Source organism: Chitinophaga niastensis (assembly GCF_003014755.1).
Lineage (GTDB): Bacteria > Bacteroidota > Bacteroidia > Chitinophagales > Chitinophagaceae > Chitinophaga > Chitinophaga niastensis.
Genome location: NZ_PYAW01000001.1, coordinates 103,263 through 119,319 on the forward strand (window position 1 = coordinate 103,263; position 16,057 = coordinate 119,319).

The following is a 16,057-nucleotide window of genomic DNA, read 5'->3' on the forward strand; positions in this document are numbered from 1 at the left end:
AAAATCAGGGTAATCAGTATAATCAGCTTAATCGGGAGAAAGACAAAATCCGCTATACCTCCAGTGTATATCCCATCAGGATAGCACCAATAATAATAGCACCTACTACAATACGGTAATAGCCCCACATCTTAAATCCGTACTTTTTCAAAGCACCGATAAAAAATTTGATGGCTCCCAACGCTACCACGAAAGCCACAATATTACCTACCAGTAAGAGTTTCAGATTTTCAGGATGTGCCATCAGCAGTTCCTTTCCTTTTAAGAGCTTGTAACCTGTAGCAGCGGCCATGGTAGGCACTGCCAGGAAGAAGGAAAATTCGGCAGCCACACTGCGGGAAAGTTTTTGTTGCATACCTCCAATGATGGAAGCAGCACTACGACTGGTTCCCGGAATCAGCGCCAGGCACTGATAAAATCCGATACGCAGGGCAGTGAAAATATCAATCTTTTCTTCTGTAAGAATAGTGGGGTCTTTAAACCAGTTATCTACAAATAATAATACAATACCTCCCAGCAACAGCATAATACCCACTGTAAGCGGACTTTCCAGCAGCGCATCAATTCTTTTACTGAATAAAAATCCAAGGATCAGCGCAGGAATCACCGCCACAAACAGTTTCAGATAAAAATTAAACCGGTTTTTGTCAAATACCAGGAATTTCCTCCAGTAGAAAACAACTACCGCCAGAATGGCTCCCAGTTGAATCACCACTTCAAACAATTTGGTGAATTCATCTTTGCTAATGCCCAGCAATGAGCTTACAATAATCATATGGCCGGTGGAAGAAATGGGCAGGAATTCCGTTAACCCTTCCACAATGGCAATGATAATAGCCTGTACAAAGTTCATTGAATTAAGTATGGTTAAAAGTGAAAAAAAGCGATGAGGGAGTCATCGCTATTAATATTTTTAATGCTGTAAATATTATGCTTTCGTTTTAGGACGGCGCATAATAGCATACACCTCTATCAGCAGTCCCAGCACAATCACAATTGGCGCCAGGGTAATTCTGCGGAAGCTGTATACTTCTTCTGGTTTAAAAACATTGGGATCATCGGAATTGCCACCCATCATCAGGAGGAAACCCAGTATAATCACCACTACACCAGCCAGCATGAATTTATAATTTTCTTTAGAGAAAATAGGGCGGCTGTTTTCCAGTGCTACTTCAATAGCATGTGCATCCTTTTTGACAGCTGGTTTTATGCTTATTTTAGCCATAATATTTGGTATTATATCTTCAGTTAAAGATTTTAAATTAATACAGATCATCCAGTTTTAAGCGCAGGTATTTCATTACTGAGCGATGTGTGCTCACCAGGGAAATACAAATACCGATCAGGATCATGCCTGCAAATAATAAGGCGATCATGAGATTATCACGCAGCCCGGTCAATTCCGGCAATACCTTATCTGCCAGCGACATAATACCGATCAGGCCAGCAATGGCAATTACGGCACTGATGGCACCATTAGCAATGCTGCGCAGGTCAAACGGCTTGGCAATGAACCAACGGGTAGCGCCTACCATTTGCATGGTTTTGATCAGGAAACGGTTGCTGAACATAGCCAGACGAATGGTGTTATCTATCAGGAAAATCACCACCAGGGCCAGTAAGCCACTGATGATCAGGATCACCATACCGATCTTATTCACATTTTCGTTCAGTTTACTCACCAATGTACGCTGATAAGAGATCTCCCGAACAATACTCTGTTGGGACAGGTTATTTTCAATGATCTTCAAACTATCATTGTTTACATAATTGGCATTTGCCTTTATGTTAATGCTGCTGTAGAGCGGATTGTATTGCAACAGGGTAATGAAATCCTCCCCAAAATCTTTCTTAAAACGTTGTGCAGCCATCTCCTTGGACACATATTCAATTGACTTGATATATGGTTTATGCGCCATGGAGTCGCGCAGGGCCAGTGCCTGGTTTTCTTTCACATTATCTCTCAGGATCACCTGAACCTCAATGCTTTCCTTGAAATACACGCTCAGCTTATTTGCATGTATTACCACCAGACCCAATGTGCCCAGTAAAAACAATACCAGCGCCACACCAATGATGGAGTACAGGTAGGATGGTTTCGACTTCTTTGCTGATGATTTCCCAGGTTGCGCCATTAATCTGCAGTTTATCGGCGAAAATAATAAAAATTAGTAGTTATGTGTTTAATTTTGCCAGCCCGATCAGGTAATACATCAGATCAGGGTAACAAAACAGCAATATATAGAGATGTTAGGGAATGACATTGGTGTATTAATGATTTTAACATTATTTTGCTGAACAGGCATCATAGAATTTTTAAATTATAACTGATAACGCGGTAATACCCGGATGTATTGTTTATATCCGGCCAATTACAGCTCATCTACAACTGATATGGAATACAATTTCAGGGCAATCGAAAAAAAGTGGCAGGAACAATGGGATCAGTCCCACGCTTACCGGGTAAGCAATAACGGTCCCAAACCTAAATGTTATGTACTGGACATGTTCCCCTACCCCTCAGGAGCTGGCCTTCACGTAGGGCACCCTTTAGGATATATTGCCACAGACATTTATGCGCGCTATAAAAGACTGAAAGGCTATAATGTGCTGCACACCATGGGCTATGATGCTTTTGGCCTTCCGGCAGAACAATATGCCATGGAAACTGGTCAGCACCCTGCTGTTACCACTGCAGCCAATATGAAAACTTTTCGCAAACAGCTGGATAACATCGGCTTTTGCTACGATTGGGAACGCCAGATAAATACCAGCGATCCTGGCTATTACAAATGGACCCAGTGGATTTTCCTGCAGATTTTTGAAAGCTGGTACAACAGAACTACCCAAAAAGCGGAGCCCATCAGCGGATTGGTAAACATTTTTGAGAAAGATGGGAATGCCGGGCTTATTTGTCCGGGCGACCGTACCATTCAATTCACTGCCGCACAATGGCAGGGTTACAGCGAAAAAGAACAGCGCGATATACTGATGCAGTATCGCCTCGCCTTCCTGGCATATGCAGAAGTGAACTGGTGTGCTGCTTTAGGCACTGTACTGGCAAACGATGAGGTGATCAACGGTGTCAGCGAGCGTGGTGGCCACCCTGTAGTGAAAAAGAAAATGCGCCAATGGTTCCTGCGTATTACTGAATATGCGAACCGCCTGCTGGAAGGACTGGAAACTGTATCCTTCAGCGATGCCATGAAAGAAATGCAACGCAACTGGATCGGCAAGAGCCAGGGCGCTGAAATAAAATTTGCCGTTAAAAACTCCACCAGTCACGTGGATGTATACACGACACGCCCGGATACCATCTTTGGCGTGGACTTTATGGTAGTTGCTCCTGAGCACGACCTGGTACAAAAGATTACTACACCGGCACAACAGGCTGATATTGATAAATACCTGGATTACGTTAAAAGTCGCTCTGAACGTGAGCGTATGGCCGATGTAAAACAGATCACCGGTTGCTTTACCGGCGCCTATGCCATCAACCCGTTTGATGGTCGTGAAATTCCGGTATGGATTGCGGAATATGTACTGGCCGGTTACGGTACCGGCGCTATCATGGCGGTGCCTTGCGGCGACCAGCGCGACTTTGGCTTTGCCAAACATTTCAATATTCCTATCACCAACATTATTGGCGATGCCTTCAATGGCCAGGAAGCCAATCCTACCAAAGATGCCAAACTGCAAAACAGCGGTTTCCTCGATGGCATGGATATGAGACCCGCCACAGATGTAGTGATCAACAAACTGGAAGCACTGGGTATTGGTAAGCGCCAGATCAATTATAAAATGCGTGATGCAGGCTTTAGCCGTCAGCGCTACTGGGGGGAGCCTTTCCCGATCATCTACAAAGATGGTATTCCGTATGGAATGGACGAAAAAGACCTGCCACTGGAATTACCTCATGTAGAAAACTATAAACCAGGAGAAGAAGGCGAAGGCCCGTTGGCCAACATCACCGACTGGGTAAATGTAGCCCCCGGTGTTAAACGCGAAACCAACACCATGCCCGGTTATGCCGGTAGCAGCTGGTACTTCCTGCGTTATATGGACCCGCACAACAGTCACACTTTTGCGGACCGTAAAGCCACTGATTACTGGAACCAGGTGGATGTATACGTAGGCGGTACAGAACACGCTGTAGGGCATCTGCTGTACTCCCGTATGTGGACAAAAATATTGTTTGACCTTGGACATATTGGTTTTGATGAACCGTTTAAATCATTGATCAATCAGGGGATGATTCAGGGATCTTCCCGGTTTGTATATCGTATCCATGGCACACATCAATTCGTATCTGCCGGTTTAAAGGACAATTACCAAACAGATAAGCTGCATGTAGATGTTAATTTCGTAGATGGGGTAACGTTAAATACAGCCGCCTTCAAGAAATGGAAACCTGACTATTACGAAGCTACTTTCATCCTCGAAGATGGCCAGTACATCTGTGGTACAGAAGTGGAGAAGATGAGTAAGAGCAAGTACAACACCGTTAATCCAAATGAACTCGTTGAGAAATACGGTGCTGATACATTCCGCATGTACGAAATGTTCCTGGGGCCCGTAGAACAGTCCAAACCATGGGATACCAAAGGGATTGAAGGCGTACATCGTTTTCTCAAAAAGCTGTGGCGCCTGTTTGCCGATGAACAGAAAAGCCTCCTCGTAAATGAACAAGCGGCTACACCGGAAGAAATGAAAATATTACACAAAACTATTCATAAGATAGACCAGGATACTTCCAGTTTCTCTTACAATACAGCTGTGAGTCAGTTTATGATTTGTGTAAATGAACTCGCTACCATGCGTTGCCATAAACGCAGCATACTGGAGCCATTGCTGATATTGCTTACACCATATGCTCCGCACCTGTGCGAAGAACTGTGGCAATATATCGGTAACAACGAGAGCATTCTGAATGCATTGTACCCGGTATATAATGAACAATATACCAAAGAAAGCACCTTCAACTACCCTGTTGCCATCAACGGTAAAACCCGCGCTGAAATGGGCTTTGCACTAGATGCTGATACCGCTGCCATTGAAAAGGAAGTACTGGCCAGTGAAATAGTGCAGAAATGGCTGGAAGGCAATCCACCCAAGAAAGTGATTATAGTAAAGGGAAGAATGATCAATGTGGTGATATAGGAGTTTGTCTTTCTCCCGATTAGACTGATTATGCTGATTACCCTGATTTTATTTTTTTAATAAAAGATTTAAAAAGATTAGCGAAGATTGAAGCGGAAATATCCATTTTAGTCTTCGCTAATCTTTTTAAAATCAAAATAAAAAAATCAGGGTAATCAGCATAATCAGTCTAATCGGGAGAAAGACAAATTAATGAAAACTCATCCCATTCATCATAATTCCGCAGGTAGATAATCCTACCAGCAAAACAATGCCTGCTGACAGTAATAATACTTTTCCCCAATGATTATTTTTGAGAATAAGCAGGATGAGTCCTGTAATAAAATAGGCCCCTACTAGCAACATTGATAATATACCTGCCATGATAATCCCTTCAGATCCGCTAAGACATGCTATCAGAAAGACCCCCAACGGGATTAATGTTACCAGTAACAGGTCCTTGAAAGTTTTATTCATATCAAATCATTATAAAATTGGAATAAATTCACGTTCCTTCTGCAGTTGTTTCAGATATTCTTCTTTATCATCTCTGTAAAATAAATTCATGGTTTCAAAAGGAATAATACGGCCGTCTTTGTGTACAATGTGAACACAGGATTTTTTAATGGCACGCACATCAAAATCGTAAGCATCTAAAAAACGCATGATCACAATACGGAAAAGATTATTGTAATCCAGCCCCGGAGCCTGTACCTGTGGCAAACAACAGAGTAATGATTGCATATCATTTACCGCCGCATCTGTAGAGATACCTGTGCTGAATATTTTAAGTACATGCTGATGCAGCCTTTCGTCCTGTTCGTATACGATTGTATTTTTTGAGTTATTTAGTAATACTGCCGGATCTACAAAACGTGTTAAAGGGAAAACAGCTCCGTCTATTTTCAGTGCATAGGCCATGGCCAATGAATCCGGGTTACAAGGCACCGGTATGATGTCGTTTGCATTCCAGATAGGCGATTGTTCCAGGATGCGTTGTCGTACTTCCGTTAACGTTATACGATCTGTAGCCGGATCAAAATCATCGGTACGACCGGCTACCTGTACCGGCTGAAAGGTTACACCGCGTACACAGGGTTGTTTGATGGCATAGTCAATGATAGCACCCATTTCATCATCGTTCTGCCCTTTTTGTAAAGTAACTACCAGCGTGGTACTTAAATTTACTTCGTTTAAATTTTCCAGTGCCTGCCTGCGTACATCTGTCAAATCCTTTCCACGCATACGTTCCAGCACTTCCGGCTTAAAGGAATCGAATTGCAGGTACACTTCAAAGTTGGGCATATATGTAGCCAGCCTGGCAGTAAACGCTTTATCTTTTGCAATACGCACACCATTGGTGTTTATCATCAAATGCCGGATAGGCTTGGTTTTGGCAATATCAAGTATTTCAAAGAACTGTGGATGAATAGTAGGCTCTCCTCCGCTGAGCTGGATCACATCAGGTTGCCCTTCATTGGCTACAATAATATCCAGCATCTGCTCTATCTCTTCCAATGTGCGATGGCGGCCATAGTGCGGAGATGACATCGCATAACAGGTAGGACAGGTAAGGTTACAACGATCCGTTACTTCTATTACCGTTAAACAGGAATGCTGTTCATGATCCTGGCATAACCCGCAATCGTAGGGGCAGCCATAATGCGTGTTGGTATTGGTTTTCTGAGGTGCTTCAGAAGGTTTGTTATAGTTGCGTGTGTTTTTGTAATAGTCGATATCTGTAGCAATCAACACTTTTTCTTTACCATGATGCGGGCAGTGTTTAACCATGAAAACTTTTTCATCTTCAAATATAACCTTCGCGTCTACACGTCGTAAACAGGTACTGCAAATGCTCAGCGTAAAATCGTAGTAAGTGTAGTTTTTTTCAGACATATTGTTTTTGAATTAGTCGTGATGGGAAAACGACGGTTGGTAGATAATAGATTAATCCGGCCAAACAGGCCAGCTGTATAGATCCCAGGCCAAAGGCGAAACGATAACCGGGCTTGATGAAGTCTAACAGAAAACGGAATATCAGGTAAGCAATCATGAAAAGCTTAAACCTGGCGCCATTTACCAGTGTATATCTACGGCCGATAAAAGCCAGTGTTTGCCATAGTAAAATCAGGAAAACAATTTCGTAGAGCGATACCGGGTGCCGCAGCAAACCATCGCCCAGGTTCATTCCCCAGGGAAGGGAGGTGGGCAGGCCATAAGTTTCTTCATATATGCCCATGGTAAAACAACCGATGCGTCCTATGATCATGGCCAGTATAAGCGGATATACAAAGAGGTCGCCGGTAGACATGCTTTCCCCGATGCCTTTTTTAATCAGTTCCACGCCTATGAGTCCGCCAAGCAGACCACCAACAATTGTTTTATTCTGGTAGATGTAAAACAGCAGGTTATCTGCATGCAGGAGTCCCGGTGGGTTTTCCAATGTGCCCAATAAACGGCTGCCGAACAGCGCGCCAAAAATGGCGCCAAGGATGACCCAGATACGGTTACTATTGTCTATATGGTCGCTCTGTTTTAAACGCAGGTACAAAAAATACCGGAAGCCAATGAACATGCCAAGTGTTTCTGTTATGGCATGTAACGGAAAGTGTAAAGAGAACAAAGAGATATATACGGGGAACTGCAAAGGGCTACAATTATTTAATCCACAAATTAATATTTATATTTAGATGAAAGTCAAGTCCCGTAAACTATGTTACAAGAGGTATTAAAGAAGTATCAATCAACGTTTAAGCCCGTTATTCCCCTGTTGGAGGAAAACGAACAATTGCTGGTAATGGATTTTACTGCTAACAATACTTCTCTGACTAAAAACACGTTACAGGATATCAGTAAATTTTGCAGGTATATTGATAATACCCTGGAGCAAAGCGGCTGCCGGCTGGGCATTGGTGGGTATGGAGAGCATCGCACCATTTACGCGGTGAGTCCGCATTTTGATGCCGGAGAAGAGCCGCGCCGGCTCCATCTGGGCGTAGATGTATGGGGAGAAGCAGGTACACAGCTGTATGCACCTATGAATGCACGTGTACACAGCTTCCGCTTCAATGATCGTTTCGGGGATTACGGTGCCACCATCATCTTACAACATACATTGGATGGCCATACATTTCATACCTTATACGGACATCTCAGTATATCTAACCTGCAGGGGCTATACGAAAATATGCCTGTCACCGCAGGACAGCCGCTGGCGCACTTCGGCACACCGTCTGAAAACGGCGGCTGGCCGCCACACCTGCATTTCCAGCTTATTGAAGATATGCAGCATTATCGGGGAGATTATCCGGGTGTATGCCGTTACAGTGAGCGGGAGAAATATTTGTTGAATTGTCCGGACCCCGACGTGATCCTGCAATTGAACCAGTATACACATTAAGTTACTGCCTGATTTCCACACGAAAATTATCAAATCATAAAGTTGTTCCCCATAAATTAGGATTTCCGTCTGCACTTACTATTTTTATGCGCTAAATCGATATTGTATGAGAAAAATATTGCTGTCAGGTGTATGTTGCCTGATCATGGGTACGGTAGCTGCGCAAGCTCCGCTGCAAGTGATGACATTTAACATACGCATGAATACACCAGACGACAGTCTCAATGCCTGGCCTCACCGCAAGGAAAAGGTGGCTTCGGAAGTACTGTTCCATGGTGCCAGCATCCTGGGTGTACAGGAAGCGCTCTATGAGCAAATGCAGGATCTGCAACAACAATTACCACAATATAAAACCGTTGGTGTAGGCAGAGAAGATGGTAAAACAAAAGGGGAATATGCCGCTATATTTTACGACACAACCCGCCTGCAATTACTGCATTGCGAAACGTTCTGGTTGTCTGAAACACCTGCCGTTGCCGGCCGTATAGGCTGGGATGGTGCTTGTACACGCATTGTTACCTGGGGTAAATTCAGGGATAAAAAAACAAACAAAGTGTTCTTCCATTTTAATACACACTTTGATCATATGGGAAAAATTGCCCGCAGAGAGAGTGCTAAATTTCTGTTGCAGCAGGTACATACAATAGCAGGTGCCATACCTGCCATCATCACCGGCGACTTCAACGCCACACCAGATGACGAACCTATTCAGATAGTGATGCAACCGGGTAATCCACTTCATTTAACTGATAGCAAGACAATTAGTCAAACGCCACATTTCGGCCCTGTGGGCACTTTCAACGGATGGCAAATTTCAGAGATGGAAGACAAACCGATTGATTATATTTTTCTGAAAGGAAAATTCGGGGTATCAAAACATGCAAGTATTTCTGAAACATGGGGCGGAAGATATGCCTCTGATCACTTTGCAGTGTACGCAGAGATTACGATAAAATAAATTACGAATTGCGAATTACGGTTAAGCGCGAAGATCGCTCTGATACGTAATTCGCAATTCGTAATTCGTAATTTATTAGTCATGCATATGTTCTACTGACATACTGTTTTCCAGCGCACCCACTACCTTGTTGTGCAGGCTGCCGTTTACATCCACACTGATCTGTAATTTACCGCTGGTAAAAGAACCGGTAAAATCACCTACCTGGAGTTTGGTGAGAATCAGGTCCATAGAGATTTTCAGGGAACCCTTCCAATCAATTTTGGTGTCTGTTACTACCACATCTTTTCCTTTAGCCATCAGCTCAATCTGGCCGGACAGCAGGATTTCCATTGGAATTTTCTTACCAGCCCAGGTTAACCAGCCTTTCAGTCTTACAGCCGGATCTTTTTTGTCGCCTTCTACTCTTGCGTACACTTTTACCTGTTGGTAAGTGCCTTTAGGAATTTTGATGGCGCCCAGTACAGCAACCGCTTGTTTCAGATCTATCTGGCGATCTGTTTTCAATTTAAATTCCAGTTCATCTTTTCCGCGCTTTGCGTCAAAGCGAATTTCTCTTAAACGTGCAGTAGCAGTATCCCACGTAATGTCGAAACCACCGGGAGCTGCTTTGGCCATAGCTGCATCACCAGTGATAGCAGATAAGCGCCCAGAAGCATCCGGCGTTAATGTAGACGTTTGATTCACTGCAGAAATTTCATAATTCACTGTAGCGACATCCTTGTCGTTAATTGGTTGTTGATCAGGAGTTGCCATGTCCTTGTTAGCACAAGATGATAGCAACATAGATGCGAGCACAGCTGCACCACAGAAATGTAGGATTCCGGTTTTCATTATCGATATGGTTTTTAATGACTAATGGGGGAAATTCGTGCCGTAAATTTAACAAAGAATTTGGGAAAACAAAATGTTCATGTGTTAATAAAAAAAGAATGATCCGATTGAGTCGGGCCCAATCGGATCATTATATGGTGTCAGTTTATTTGGAAGATTCTTTGGCAATTCGTGTAGGCGTGTCCGTTCCATTTACTATTGAGGTGGAACTTACAGCGATCGCCTTAATAATATCTGTAATATTTGTAATGTCCAATGTTTTCACTTCATCGCCTACTGTATGATAAAATTTATCTTTATCAATCTGCGTAGTGGAAATAGTATGCGCAGGCACGCCCAATCTGGCCAGGGTGGCGTTATCGGAGCGATAGAACAAGCCCTGCTCCGGATAAGGATCAGGATAGAAATTAAACGTAGAGCCTTTCAGGTTACGTTGAAGAATAGGTCCGAAATCGGATTTCTCAAAGCCCGTAATAAAGGCGCTGTTCTTACCAAATTTGGATTCCTTACCAATCATCTCAATATTAAACATCGCTACCACTTTATCAGGATCCTGCTTTTTTGAAAAATATCTGGAGCCATAACCACCTGATTCCTCTGCTGTGAAAGCTACAAAAATAACAGAGCGTGCCGGATGTAATTGTTTGAAATATTTTGACAGCATAATCACCGCCGTAGTACCGGAAGCATCATCATCCGCGCCGTTGGCAATGCTATCTCCTGCTACTGCCGGCAATATACCCAGGTGATCATAGTGACCGGAAAATACTACGTATTCATCCGGTTTGGTACTGCCTTTGATCATACCTCCCACATTGGCGAAATGCGTGCTTTTTATGGTTCTGTCGATATGAATAGACCAGGAAGCGGTATCTGCCACCGGTTCCTTTTCAAATGCCAGGATCACCTGTTTCTTTGGTGCATTGACAGCTACTCTTTCTAACTGAGCAATACTATCATATGAATGTTCAGAGAAAGAAGCCCTGATATTCCCCAGATAACCTACCAGAGAAGCGTCCATCCATACCAGCGTATTCTTTTTCACCGAATCTGCGCTGTACAAAATTTTTATCAGCTCTCCCGGATCTTTTACGTGCACAACAGCATAGTTGGTATCTTTTTCCCAGTTAAAGCTGCGGCTATTTCCCAGAGGGATAACGGGCCAGTCTTTTTGTTGCCCGCTAACGGTGAAGGATACACTGCTTTGTTGCAGACTATATTTGCTGAACTCCTCCAGAAACCCCTTTTCACCTGGTAATGGCTGCAGTCCTGCTTTTTCAAACTCTCCGCTGATAAACTGCGCTGCCTTTTCAATACCGGGTGTGCCGGGGAAACGTCCCTGCATATCATCTGCAGCAAGCGTACCAATAATACGTGCTACTTCTTTTTCTTTAATTTGTTGTGCATAACCGGCAACAGTAATACAGCCGGTAGCCAGTAGTAATAACAGTGATTTTCTCATATAAGCGTTTAATCTTTTTTCTCGTTGTTTATATTGGTTATTGGTTGCTGTTGTTGATCTTTCTTAAAATAGACAGTATTAAATGCTTGCAGGATGGCTGCATAGTTGCTCCCGAATTGCAAGTCTAACATTTTCCCCTGAGGTGACACTAACACTTTGGTAGGATAGCCTCTCACTTTATATAATTTTTCTACTACTCCATCTGAATGCGCACCCGGAACAATGTATTGATGCTGCGTCATAAACTCCTGCGCCACCTTCAATGATTCCGCGCAGGAAATAGCCAGCAAAGCGGTATTGGGATGAGTGCCTGCATTTATTTCTGCCGCCAGTTGATTCATCGCCGGAAAATCTTCCCGGCAGGGCACGCACCATGTTCCCCAGAAATCAATCAGCAACCACTTACCTTTATAATCGGATAATCGGATCTGCTCATTTTTTAGTCCTGTTAAAACAAAGTTGGGGGCTGTTTCCCATTCCTCCATCAACACTTCACGGAAATAAGCAGCAAATGATTTACCAGGAAAATGTTCAGTGAAGTATGTCTTCACCGTTTCCAATGTTTCCGGCTGCGCAGATAATTGTTTGGATAATACTTTCATGGCTTCCTCCGGTTTACCCATTGCATTCAGCTCCCGGGCAAACACAGACTGGTAGCTCTCTTCTCCTTCAAGCGCACTCCGGTCGTAATAACTTTCATATACTTTTTCTTCATTGTTTTTCGGTGCATTCGCAGCAGCCTGACTGAGGTAGCCCAATGCAGCCTTTTTATCAGTCAACAATGTTTGTTTATACCTGAGGTAGTAAGCATGCGAGAGTATGTATTTATTCGCCAGCTTTTTATCTTTGAAGTATTTGGGTTTTCCATTCCAATATGCTGTATCCGCCTGGTTCATTTTCAGATCCACTATAGCCTTGTCCAGTAAGGCATTGGCCTCTTTATGAAGATTAGCTTTTTCTAACAGTTCATATACCAGCAGTTCATACCGCGCTGCTTTACCCAGCACTATCTCATCCACATTTACCTGGTTGAATTGTGCTGCTATATTTTTTAGTATAGCCGTATCCGTAGTTTCCATTGCAGTATTCCAAAGGTACATGGGCCTGAGCTTTAACAGCAAGTCAAGATCCTTATCCTGCATCATCAGTTGCAATACTTTTACAGCCGATTTCCTTTCATTCTGCATGGCATCTGCCGGATCCTTTTGTAAACTCTGGGCAAAGAAATTATTCATCCAGCTCTCCAACAAATTTGGATTGCTCATCAACATTCTGATCAATACCATGGCGGAATCAGGATTGTGCCTGAAAGTATCCCCCAGCTTATTAAATAGGTGGGCCATATTGTCGGCAATATAAGCGGATGGTATTTTTTGCAATGCAGCACTGTATAGCCCAAACATAGAGGGTTTCCTGCTGCGCTGGTAAACATCCAGTTTTGCAACACTATACAAAGGATCACTACTGTATTTCGGGTCATTTAATGCCAGGAAATCAACTACCCTGGCGGAGTCCTGTTCTCCGTTTACTTTCAGGTAATTGCTCGGCCAGCCCATGCGTACAAGTGCACTAAACAAGGCGGTATCTGCTTTGGGTATTGGCGCATCTGCCGGTAGCAAGGTGACCTTTTGTTCAGCTCCCTCCTGCTTTAACGGTGAACTGCGAAAGAGTAACCGCAATTCCGCCGGAACAGTGTTACGTAAATTTTGTGGCAGGCGCTGACTATTTTCTGTTTCCAACGCCCAGTCCTTTATAATTTTGCTGGTGAGCACATCTAAATTCTGTGGATCCGAAATGCTATCGTTCGCATAAATAGTGATGTTCATCGGCAGATACAATAAAGCCATACCATCTAAAATAGCAGCCCCATTCAGTTTATAGGTGGCGATATCTCCACTGAAATAATTTACGGGATATTTTCCGCTGGCTTTCTCCCTCACACTTTGGAGCATACACATGGCGCTGGTATTACCTTTTTTATCTGTGTCCCCAATAGTAACCCGGTAGATCTTTTCTATGAACCTATTAACATCCAGGGCATTACTGGTAGTGGTAAGCTGGTATAACCTGGTTTCATTTTTTCTGAATTTTGTTTGTGCTGATACAGAGATGGCATGAGAGAGTATCAGCGCTGCTATCAGGGTGTGGCATTTGGGCATAATGGGGAACAGATTTTAATATCTGAAAATAGTCATATAAACAGGAACAAACAATAGCTGCTGAGTATCTCCGCACTTCCTTTGATTATTTGCGTATTTTTGGGCACATACAATATATGTCCAATCAGCCTTTAAGACCAGACGAGAATAAGCTCAGCGCCGCTGAGAAAGAGTTTGAAAATAGTATACGTCCGCGGGAGATCATTGATTTTTCGGGCCAGGACCAGATTATCGAAAACCTGAAGATATTTATCAAAGCGGCAAAAATGCGTGACGAAGCGCTTGATCATGTGTTGTTCCATGGCCCTCCGGGTTTGGGTAAAACAACGCTGTCGCGCATTGTAGCCAATGAGTTGGGGGTAAACATCCGTGAAACTTCCGGTCCGGTTATTGAAAAGCCCGGCGATCTCGCAGGTTTGCTCACCAACCTGGAAGATAAAGACGTACTATTTATTGATGAAATACACCGGTTAAGTACTGTGGTGGAAGAATACCTGTATTCTGCCATGGAAGATTACCGCATCGATATCATGATAGATACGGGTCCTAATGCACGGTCTATACAAATCAACTTACATCCGTTTACACTGATAGGCGCTACCACGCGTTCAGGGCTGCTTACAGCACCTTTGTTATCGCGTTTCGGGATTAAGTCGAGACTGGAATACTATAATGCTGCTACGCTGCAAAAGATCCTGTGGCGTGCCGCAGGATTGCTCCATACCAAGATCACTTCTGATGCAGCCAATGAAATAGCCCGGCGATCCCGTGGTACACCGCGTATTGCAAATGGTTTGTTACGGCGGGTACGCGATTTTGCGCAGGTAGTAGGCAATGGTATCATCGACATGGAAATAGCGCAGTACAGCCTCAAAGCATTGAATGTGGATGAATACGGTTTAGATGAAATGGATAACCGTATCTTAAATATTATTATCGAAAACTTTAAAGGAGGGCCTGTGGGCATCACCACTATTGCTACTGCAGTAGGGGAAGAAGCTGGTACTTTGGAAGAAGTGTATGAGCCATTCCTGATCCAGGAAGGTTTTATTAAACGTACCCCAAGAGGAAGAGAGGTAACGGAGAAAGCGTATACGCACCTGGGGAAAACACCTTTCAGAGGGGGAAACAATATGTTGTTTTAACTTTTGTCTTTCCCAGGATTAGACTGATTATCCTGATTTTCCTGATTTTATTTTTTTGATTTAGATAGATTTAAAAAGATTAGCGAAGATCAAAGCGGTTATATCCGCTCTGATCTTCGCTAATCTTTTTATTTTAATTCAAAAAAATCATGGGAATCAGTCTAATCCTGGGAAAGACAAAAGCCGAAGGCTTTATTACTCTTTCACTACCAACCGGAAACCATTTCCGTGAATGTTCACGATTTCAATATTGGTATCATCTTTTAGGTATTTGCGCAGCTTGGCGATATATACGTCCATACTGCGACCATTGAAATAAGTATCGCTACCCCAAATTTTCTTCAGTGCCAGTTCACGCGGTAACAAATCATTTTTATGTTCGCATAACATGTGCAACAATTCGTTTTCCTTTGGAGACAACGTATGTGTTTCACCATTATGTGCCAGTGTGCGCAGGCGGGAGTTGAATGCATAAGAACCTACGATGAACTCATGTATTTCTTCTTCCTTGTTATTCAGTTCCTGGTTGCGTTTCAGGATAGCTTTAATTTTCAGCAGCAGCAATTCGCTGTCGAATGGTTTGGAGATATAATCATCCGCGCCCAGTTTGTAGCCCTGAATAATATCTTCCTTCATGGTTTTGGCCGACAGAAAGAAAAGGGGAATATCAGGATCTACATCTCTGATTTCTTCCGCCAGTTTAAAGCCGTCCATATTGGGCATCATGATGTCCAGGAGACAGATATCGAATTTTTCACGGCGGAAGGCTGCCAGCGCCAGAATACCATCGCGGCACAATTCAACATCATAATCATTCAGCTCCAGGTAGTTCTTTAACACCATACCCAGATTGGTATCATCTTCGGCCAGTAATATTTTCGGTTTACGTTCTTCCATAATCATAAAGGGTTGATTATAACAAATATAAAGTTTTTTATGCGGCTGGAAAGGTCGTTAAAT

Annotated in this window: 14 protein-coding genes; 4 read left to right on the plus strand and 10 right to left on the minus strand. The window is 43.3% G+C overall.

The genetic code is table 11. The features are described from left to right. Window positions 1–52: 52 nt before the first annotated feature. The 3 genes from CLV51_RS00480 to CLV51_RS00490 form a co-directional block, all read right to left on the minus strand. Window positions 53–853, minus strand: coding sequence for an undecaprenyl-diphosphate phosphatase (locus CLV51_RS00480; RefSeq protein WP_106526056.1), 801 nt, complete (start codon window positions 851–853; stop codon window positions 53–55). Window positions 854–928: 75 nt separating this feature from the next. After that, on the minus strand, window positions 929–1,225 hold the full coding sequence (locus CLV51_RS00485; RefSeq protein WP_106527538.1) for a DUF3098 domain-containing protein: 297 nt from the start codon (window positions 1,223–1,225) through the stop codon (window positions 929–931). A gap of 37 nt (window positions 1,226–1,262) precedes the next feature. Beyond that, a complete protein-coding gene (locus tag CLV51_RS00490) occupies window positions 1,263–2,135 on the minus strand; it encodes a cell division protein FtsX (RefSeq protein WP_106526057.1) in 873 nt (290 codons plus the stop codon). Between the two features lie 259 nt (window positions 2,136–2,394). On the opposite strand from CLV51_RS00490, the gene leuS reads away from it, so the two are divergent. Beyond that, window positions 2,395–5,160 carry a leucine--tRNA ligase gene (gene leuS, locus CLV51_RS00495; RefSeq protein ID WP_106527539.1) on the plus strand — a complete coding sequence of 922 codons (2,766 nt, stop codon included), beginning with the start codon at window positions 2,395–2,397 and terminating at the stop codon, window positions 5,158–5,160. Between the two features lie 189 nt (window positions 5,161–5,349). Here leuS and CLV51_RS00500 read toward each other — a convergent pair whose 3' ends face one another. The 3 genes from CLV51_RS00500 to CLV51_RS00510 are packed head-to-tail and all read right to left on the minus strand — an operon-like array spanning window position 5,350 to window position 7,786. Further along, window positions 5,350–5,616 (minus strand): hypothetical protein, encoded by a 267-nt coding sequence (locus tag CLV51_RS00500; protein WP_106526058.1) that lies wholly within the window; start codon window positions 5,614–5,616, stop codon window positions 5,350–5,352. A gap of 9 nt (window positions 5,617–5,625) precedes the next feature. Then, the gene (locus CLV51_RS00505) at window positions 5,626–7,035 is read right to left on the minus strand and encodes a radical SAM protein (protein ID WP_106526059.1); all 1,410 of its coding nucleotides are present in this window, start codon (window positions 7,033–7,035) and stop codon (window positions 5,626–5,628) included. Beyond that, entirely contained in the window at window positions 7,028–7,786 is a 759-nt protein-coding gene (locus CLV51_RS00510; protein WP_106526060.1) for a prolipoprotein diacylglyceryl transferase, read from the minus strand. Before CLV51_RS00510 ends, CLV51_RS00505 begins: the two co-directional genes overlap by 8 nt. A 66-nt stretch (window positions 7,787–7,852) precedes the next feature. Between CLV51_RS00510 and CLV51_RS00515 the strand changes: the two genes are divergently transcribed. Both CLV51_RS00515 and CLV51_RS00520 read left to right on the plus strand, forming a co-directional pair. Next, entirely contained in the window at window positions 7,853–8,539 is a 687-nt protein-coding gene (locus tag CLV51_RS00515) for a peptidoglycan DD-metalloendopeptidase family protein (protein ID WP_106526061.1), read from the plus strand. Between the two features lie 106 nt (window positions 8,540–8,645). Next, entirely contained in the window at window positions 8,646–9,497 is an 852-nt protein-coding gene (locus tag CLV51_RS00520; protein WP_106526062.1) for an endonuclease/exonuclease/phosphatase family protein, read from the plus strand. Between the two features lie 75 nt (window positions 9,498–9,572). On the opposite strand, the gene CLV51_RS00525 is transcribed toward CLV51_RS00520, so the two are convergent. From CLV51_RS00525 to CLV51_RS00535, 3 genes are all read right to left on the minus strand, one after another. Beyond that, on the minus strand, window positions 9,573–10,331 hold the full coding sequence (locus CLV51_RS00525) for a hypothetical protein (RefSeq protein WP_106526063.1): 759 nt from the start codon (window positions 10,329–10,331) through the stop codon (window positions 9,573–9,575). Between the two features lie 145 nt (window positions 10,332–10,476). After that, window positions 10,477–11,793 (minus strand): M20/M25/M40 family metallo-hydrolase, encoded by a 1,317-nt coding sequence (locus CLV51_RS00530; protein ID WP_106526064.1) that lies wholly within the window; start codon window positions 11,791–11,793, stop codon window positions 10,477–10,479. Window positions 11,794–11,801: 8 nt separating this feature from the next. Beyond that, the gene (locus tag CLV51_RS00535) at window positions 11,802–13,952 is read right to left on the minus strand and encodes a TlpA family protein disulfide reductase (protein WP_106526065.1); all 2,151 of its coding nucleotides are present in this window, start codon (window positions 13,950–13,952) and stop codon (window positions 11,802–11,804) included. 116 nt (window positions 13,953–14,068) lie between these two features. On the opposite strand from CLV51_RS00535, the gene ruvB reads away from it, so the two are divergent. Continuing rightward, entirely contained in the window at window positions 14,069–15,097 is a 1,029-nt protein-coding gene (gene ruvB / locus CLV51_RS00540) for a Holliday junction branch migration DNA helicase RuvB (RefSeq protein ID WP_106526066.1), read from the plus strand. 195 nt (window positions 15,098–15,292) lie between these two features. On the opposite strand, the gene CLV51_RS00545 is transcribed toward ruvB, so the two are convergent. After that, window positions 15,293–15,994 (minus strand): response regulator transcription factor, encoded by a 702-nt coding sequence (locus CLV51_RS00545; RefSeq protein WP_106527540.1) that lies wholly within the window; start codon window positions 15,992–15,994, stop codon window positions 15,293–15,295. Between the last annotated feature and the right edge of the window lie 63 nt (window positions 15,995–16,057).

Excerpts from the sequence above, each read along its gene's own strand:
- CLV51_RS00480 (WP_106526056.1), bottom strand. The coding sequence starts at position 853 with ATGAACTTTGTACAGGCTATTATCATTGCCATTGTGGAAGGGTTAACG.
- CLV51_RS00485 (WP_106527538.1), bottom strand. The coding sequence starts at position 1,225 with ATGGCTAAAATAAGCATAAAACCAGCTGTCAAAAAGGATGCACATGCT.
- CLV51_RS00490 (WP_106526057.1), bottom strand. The coding sequence starts at position 2,135 with ATGGCGCAACCTGGGAAATCATCAGCAAAGAAGTCGAAACCATCCTAC.
- leuS (WP_106527539.1), top strand. The coding sequence starts at position 2,395 with ATGGAATACAATTTCAGGGCAATCGAAAAAAAGTGGCAGGAACAATGG.
- CLV51_RS00500 (WP_106526058.1), bottom strand. The coding sequence starts at position 5,616 with ATGAATAAAACTTTCAAGGACCTGTTACTGGTAACATTAATCCCGTTG.
- CLV51_RS00505 (WP_106526059.1), bottom strand. The coding sequence starts at position 7,035 with ATGTCTGAAAAAAACTACACTTACTACGATTTTACGCTGAGCATTTGC.
- CLV51_RS00515 (WP_106526061.1), top strand. The coding sequence starts at position 7,853 with ATGTTACAAGAGGTATTAAAGAAGTATCAATCAACGTTTAAGCCCGTT.
- CLV51_RS00520 (WP_106526062.1), top strand. The coding sequence starts at position 8,646 with ATGAGAAAAATATTGCTGTCAGGTGTATGTTGCCTGATCATGGGTACG.
- CLV51_RS00525 (WP_106526063.1), bottom strand. The coding sequence starts at position 10,331 with ATGAAAACCGGAATCCTACATTTCTGTGGTGCAGCTGTGCTCGCATCT.
- CLV51_RS00530 (WP_106526064.1), bottom strand. The coding sequence starts at position 11,793 with ATGAGAAAATCACTGTTATTACTACTGGCTACCGGCTGTATTACTGTT.
- CLV51_RS00535 (WP_106526065.1), bottom strand. The coding sequence starts at position 13,952 with ATGCCCAAATGCCACACCCTGATAGCAGCGCTGATACTCTCTCATGCC.
- ruvB (WP_106526066.1), top strand. The coding sequence starts at position 14,069 with ATGTCCAATCAGCCTTTAAGACCAGACGAGAATAAGCTCAGCGCCGCT.
- CLV51_RS00545 (WP_106527540.1), bottom strand. The coding sequence starts at position 15,994 with ATGGAAGAACGTAAACCGAAAATATTACTGGCCGAAGATGATACCAAT.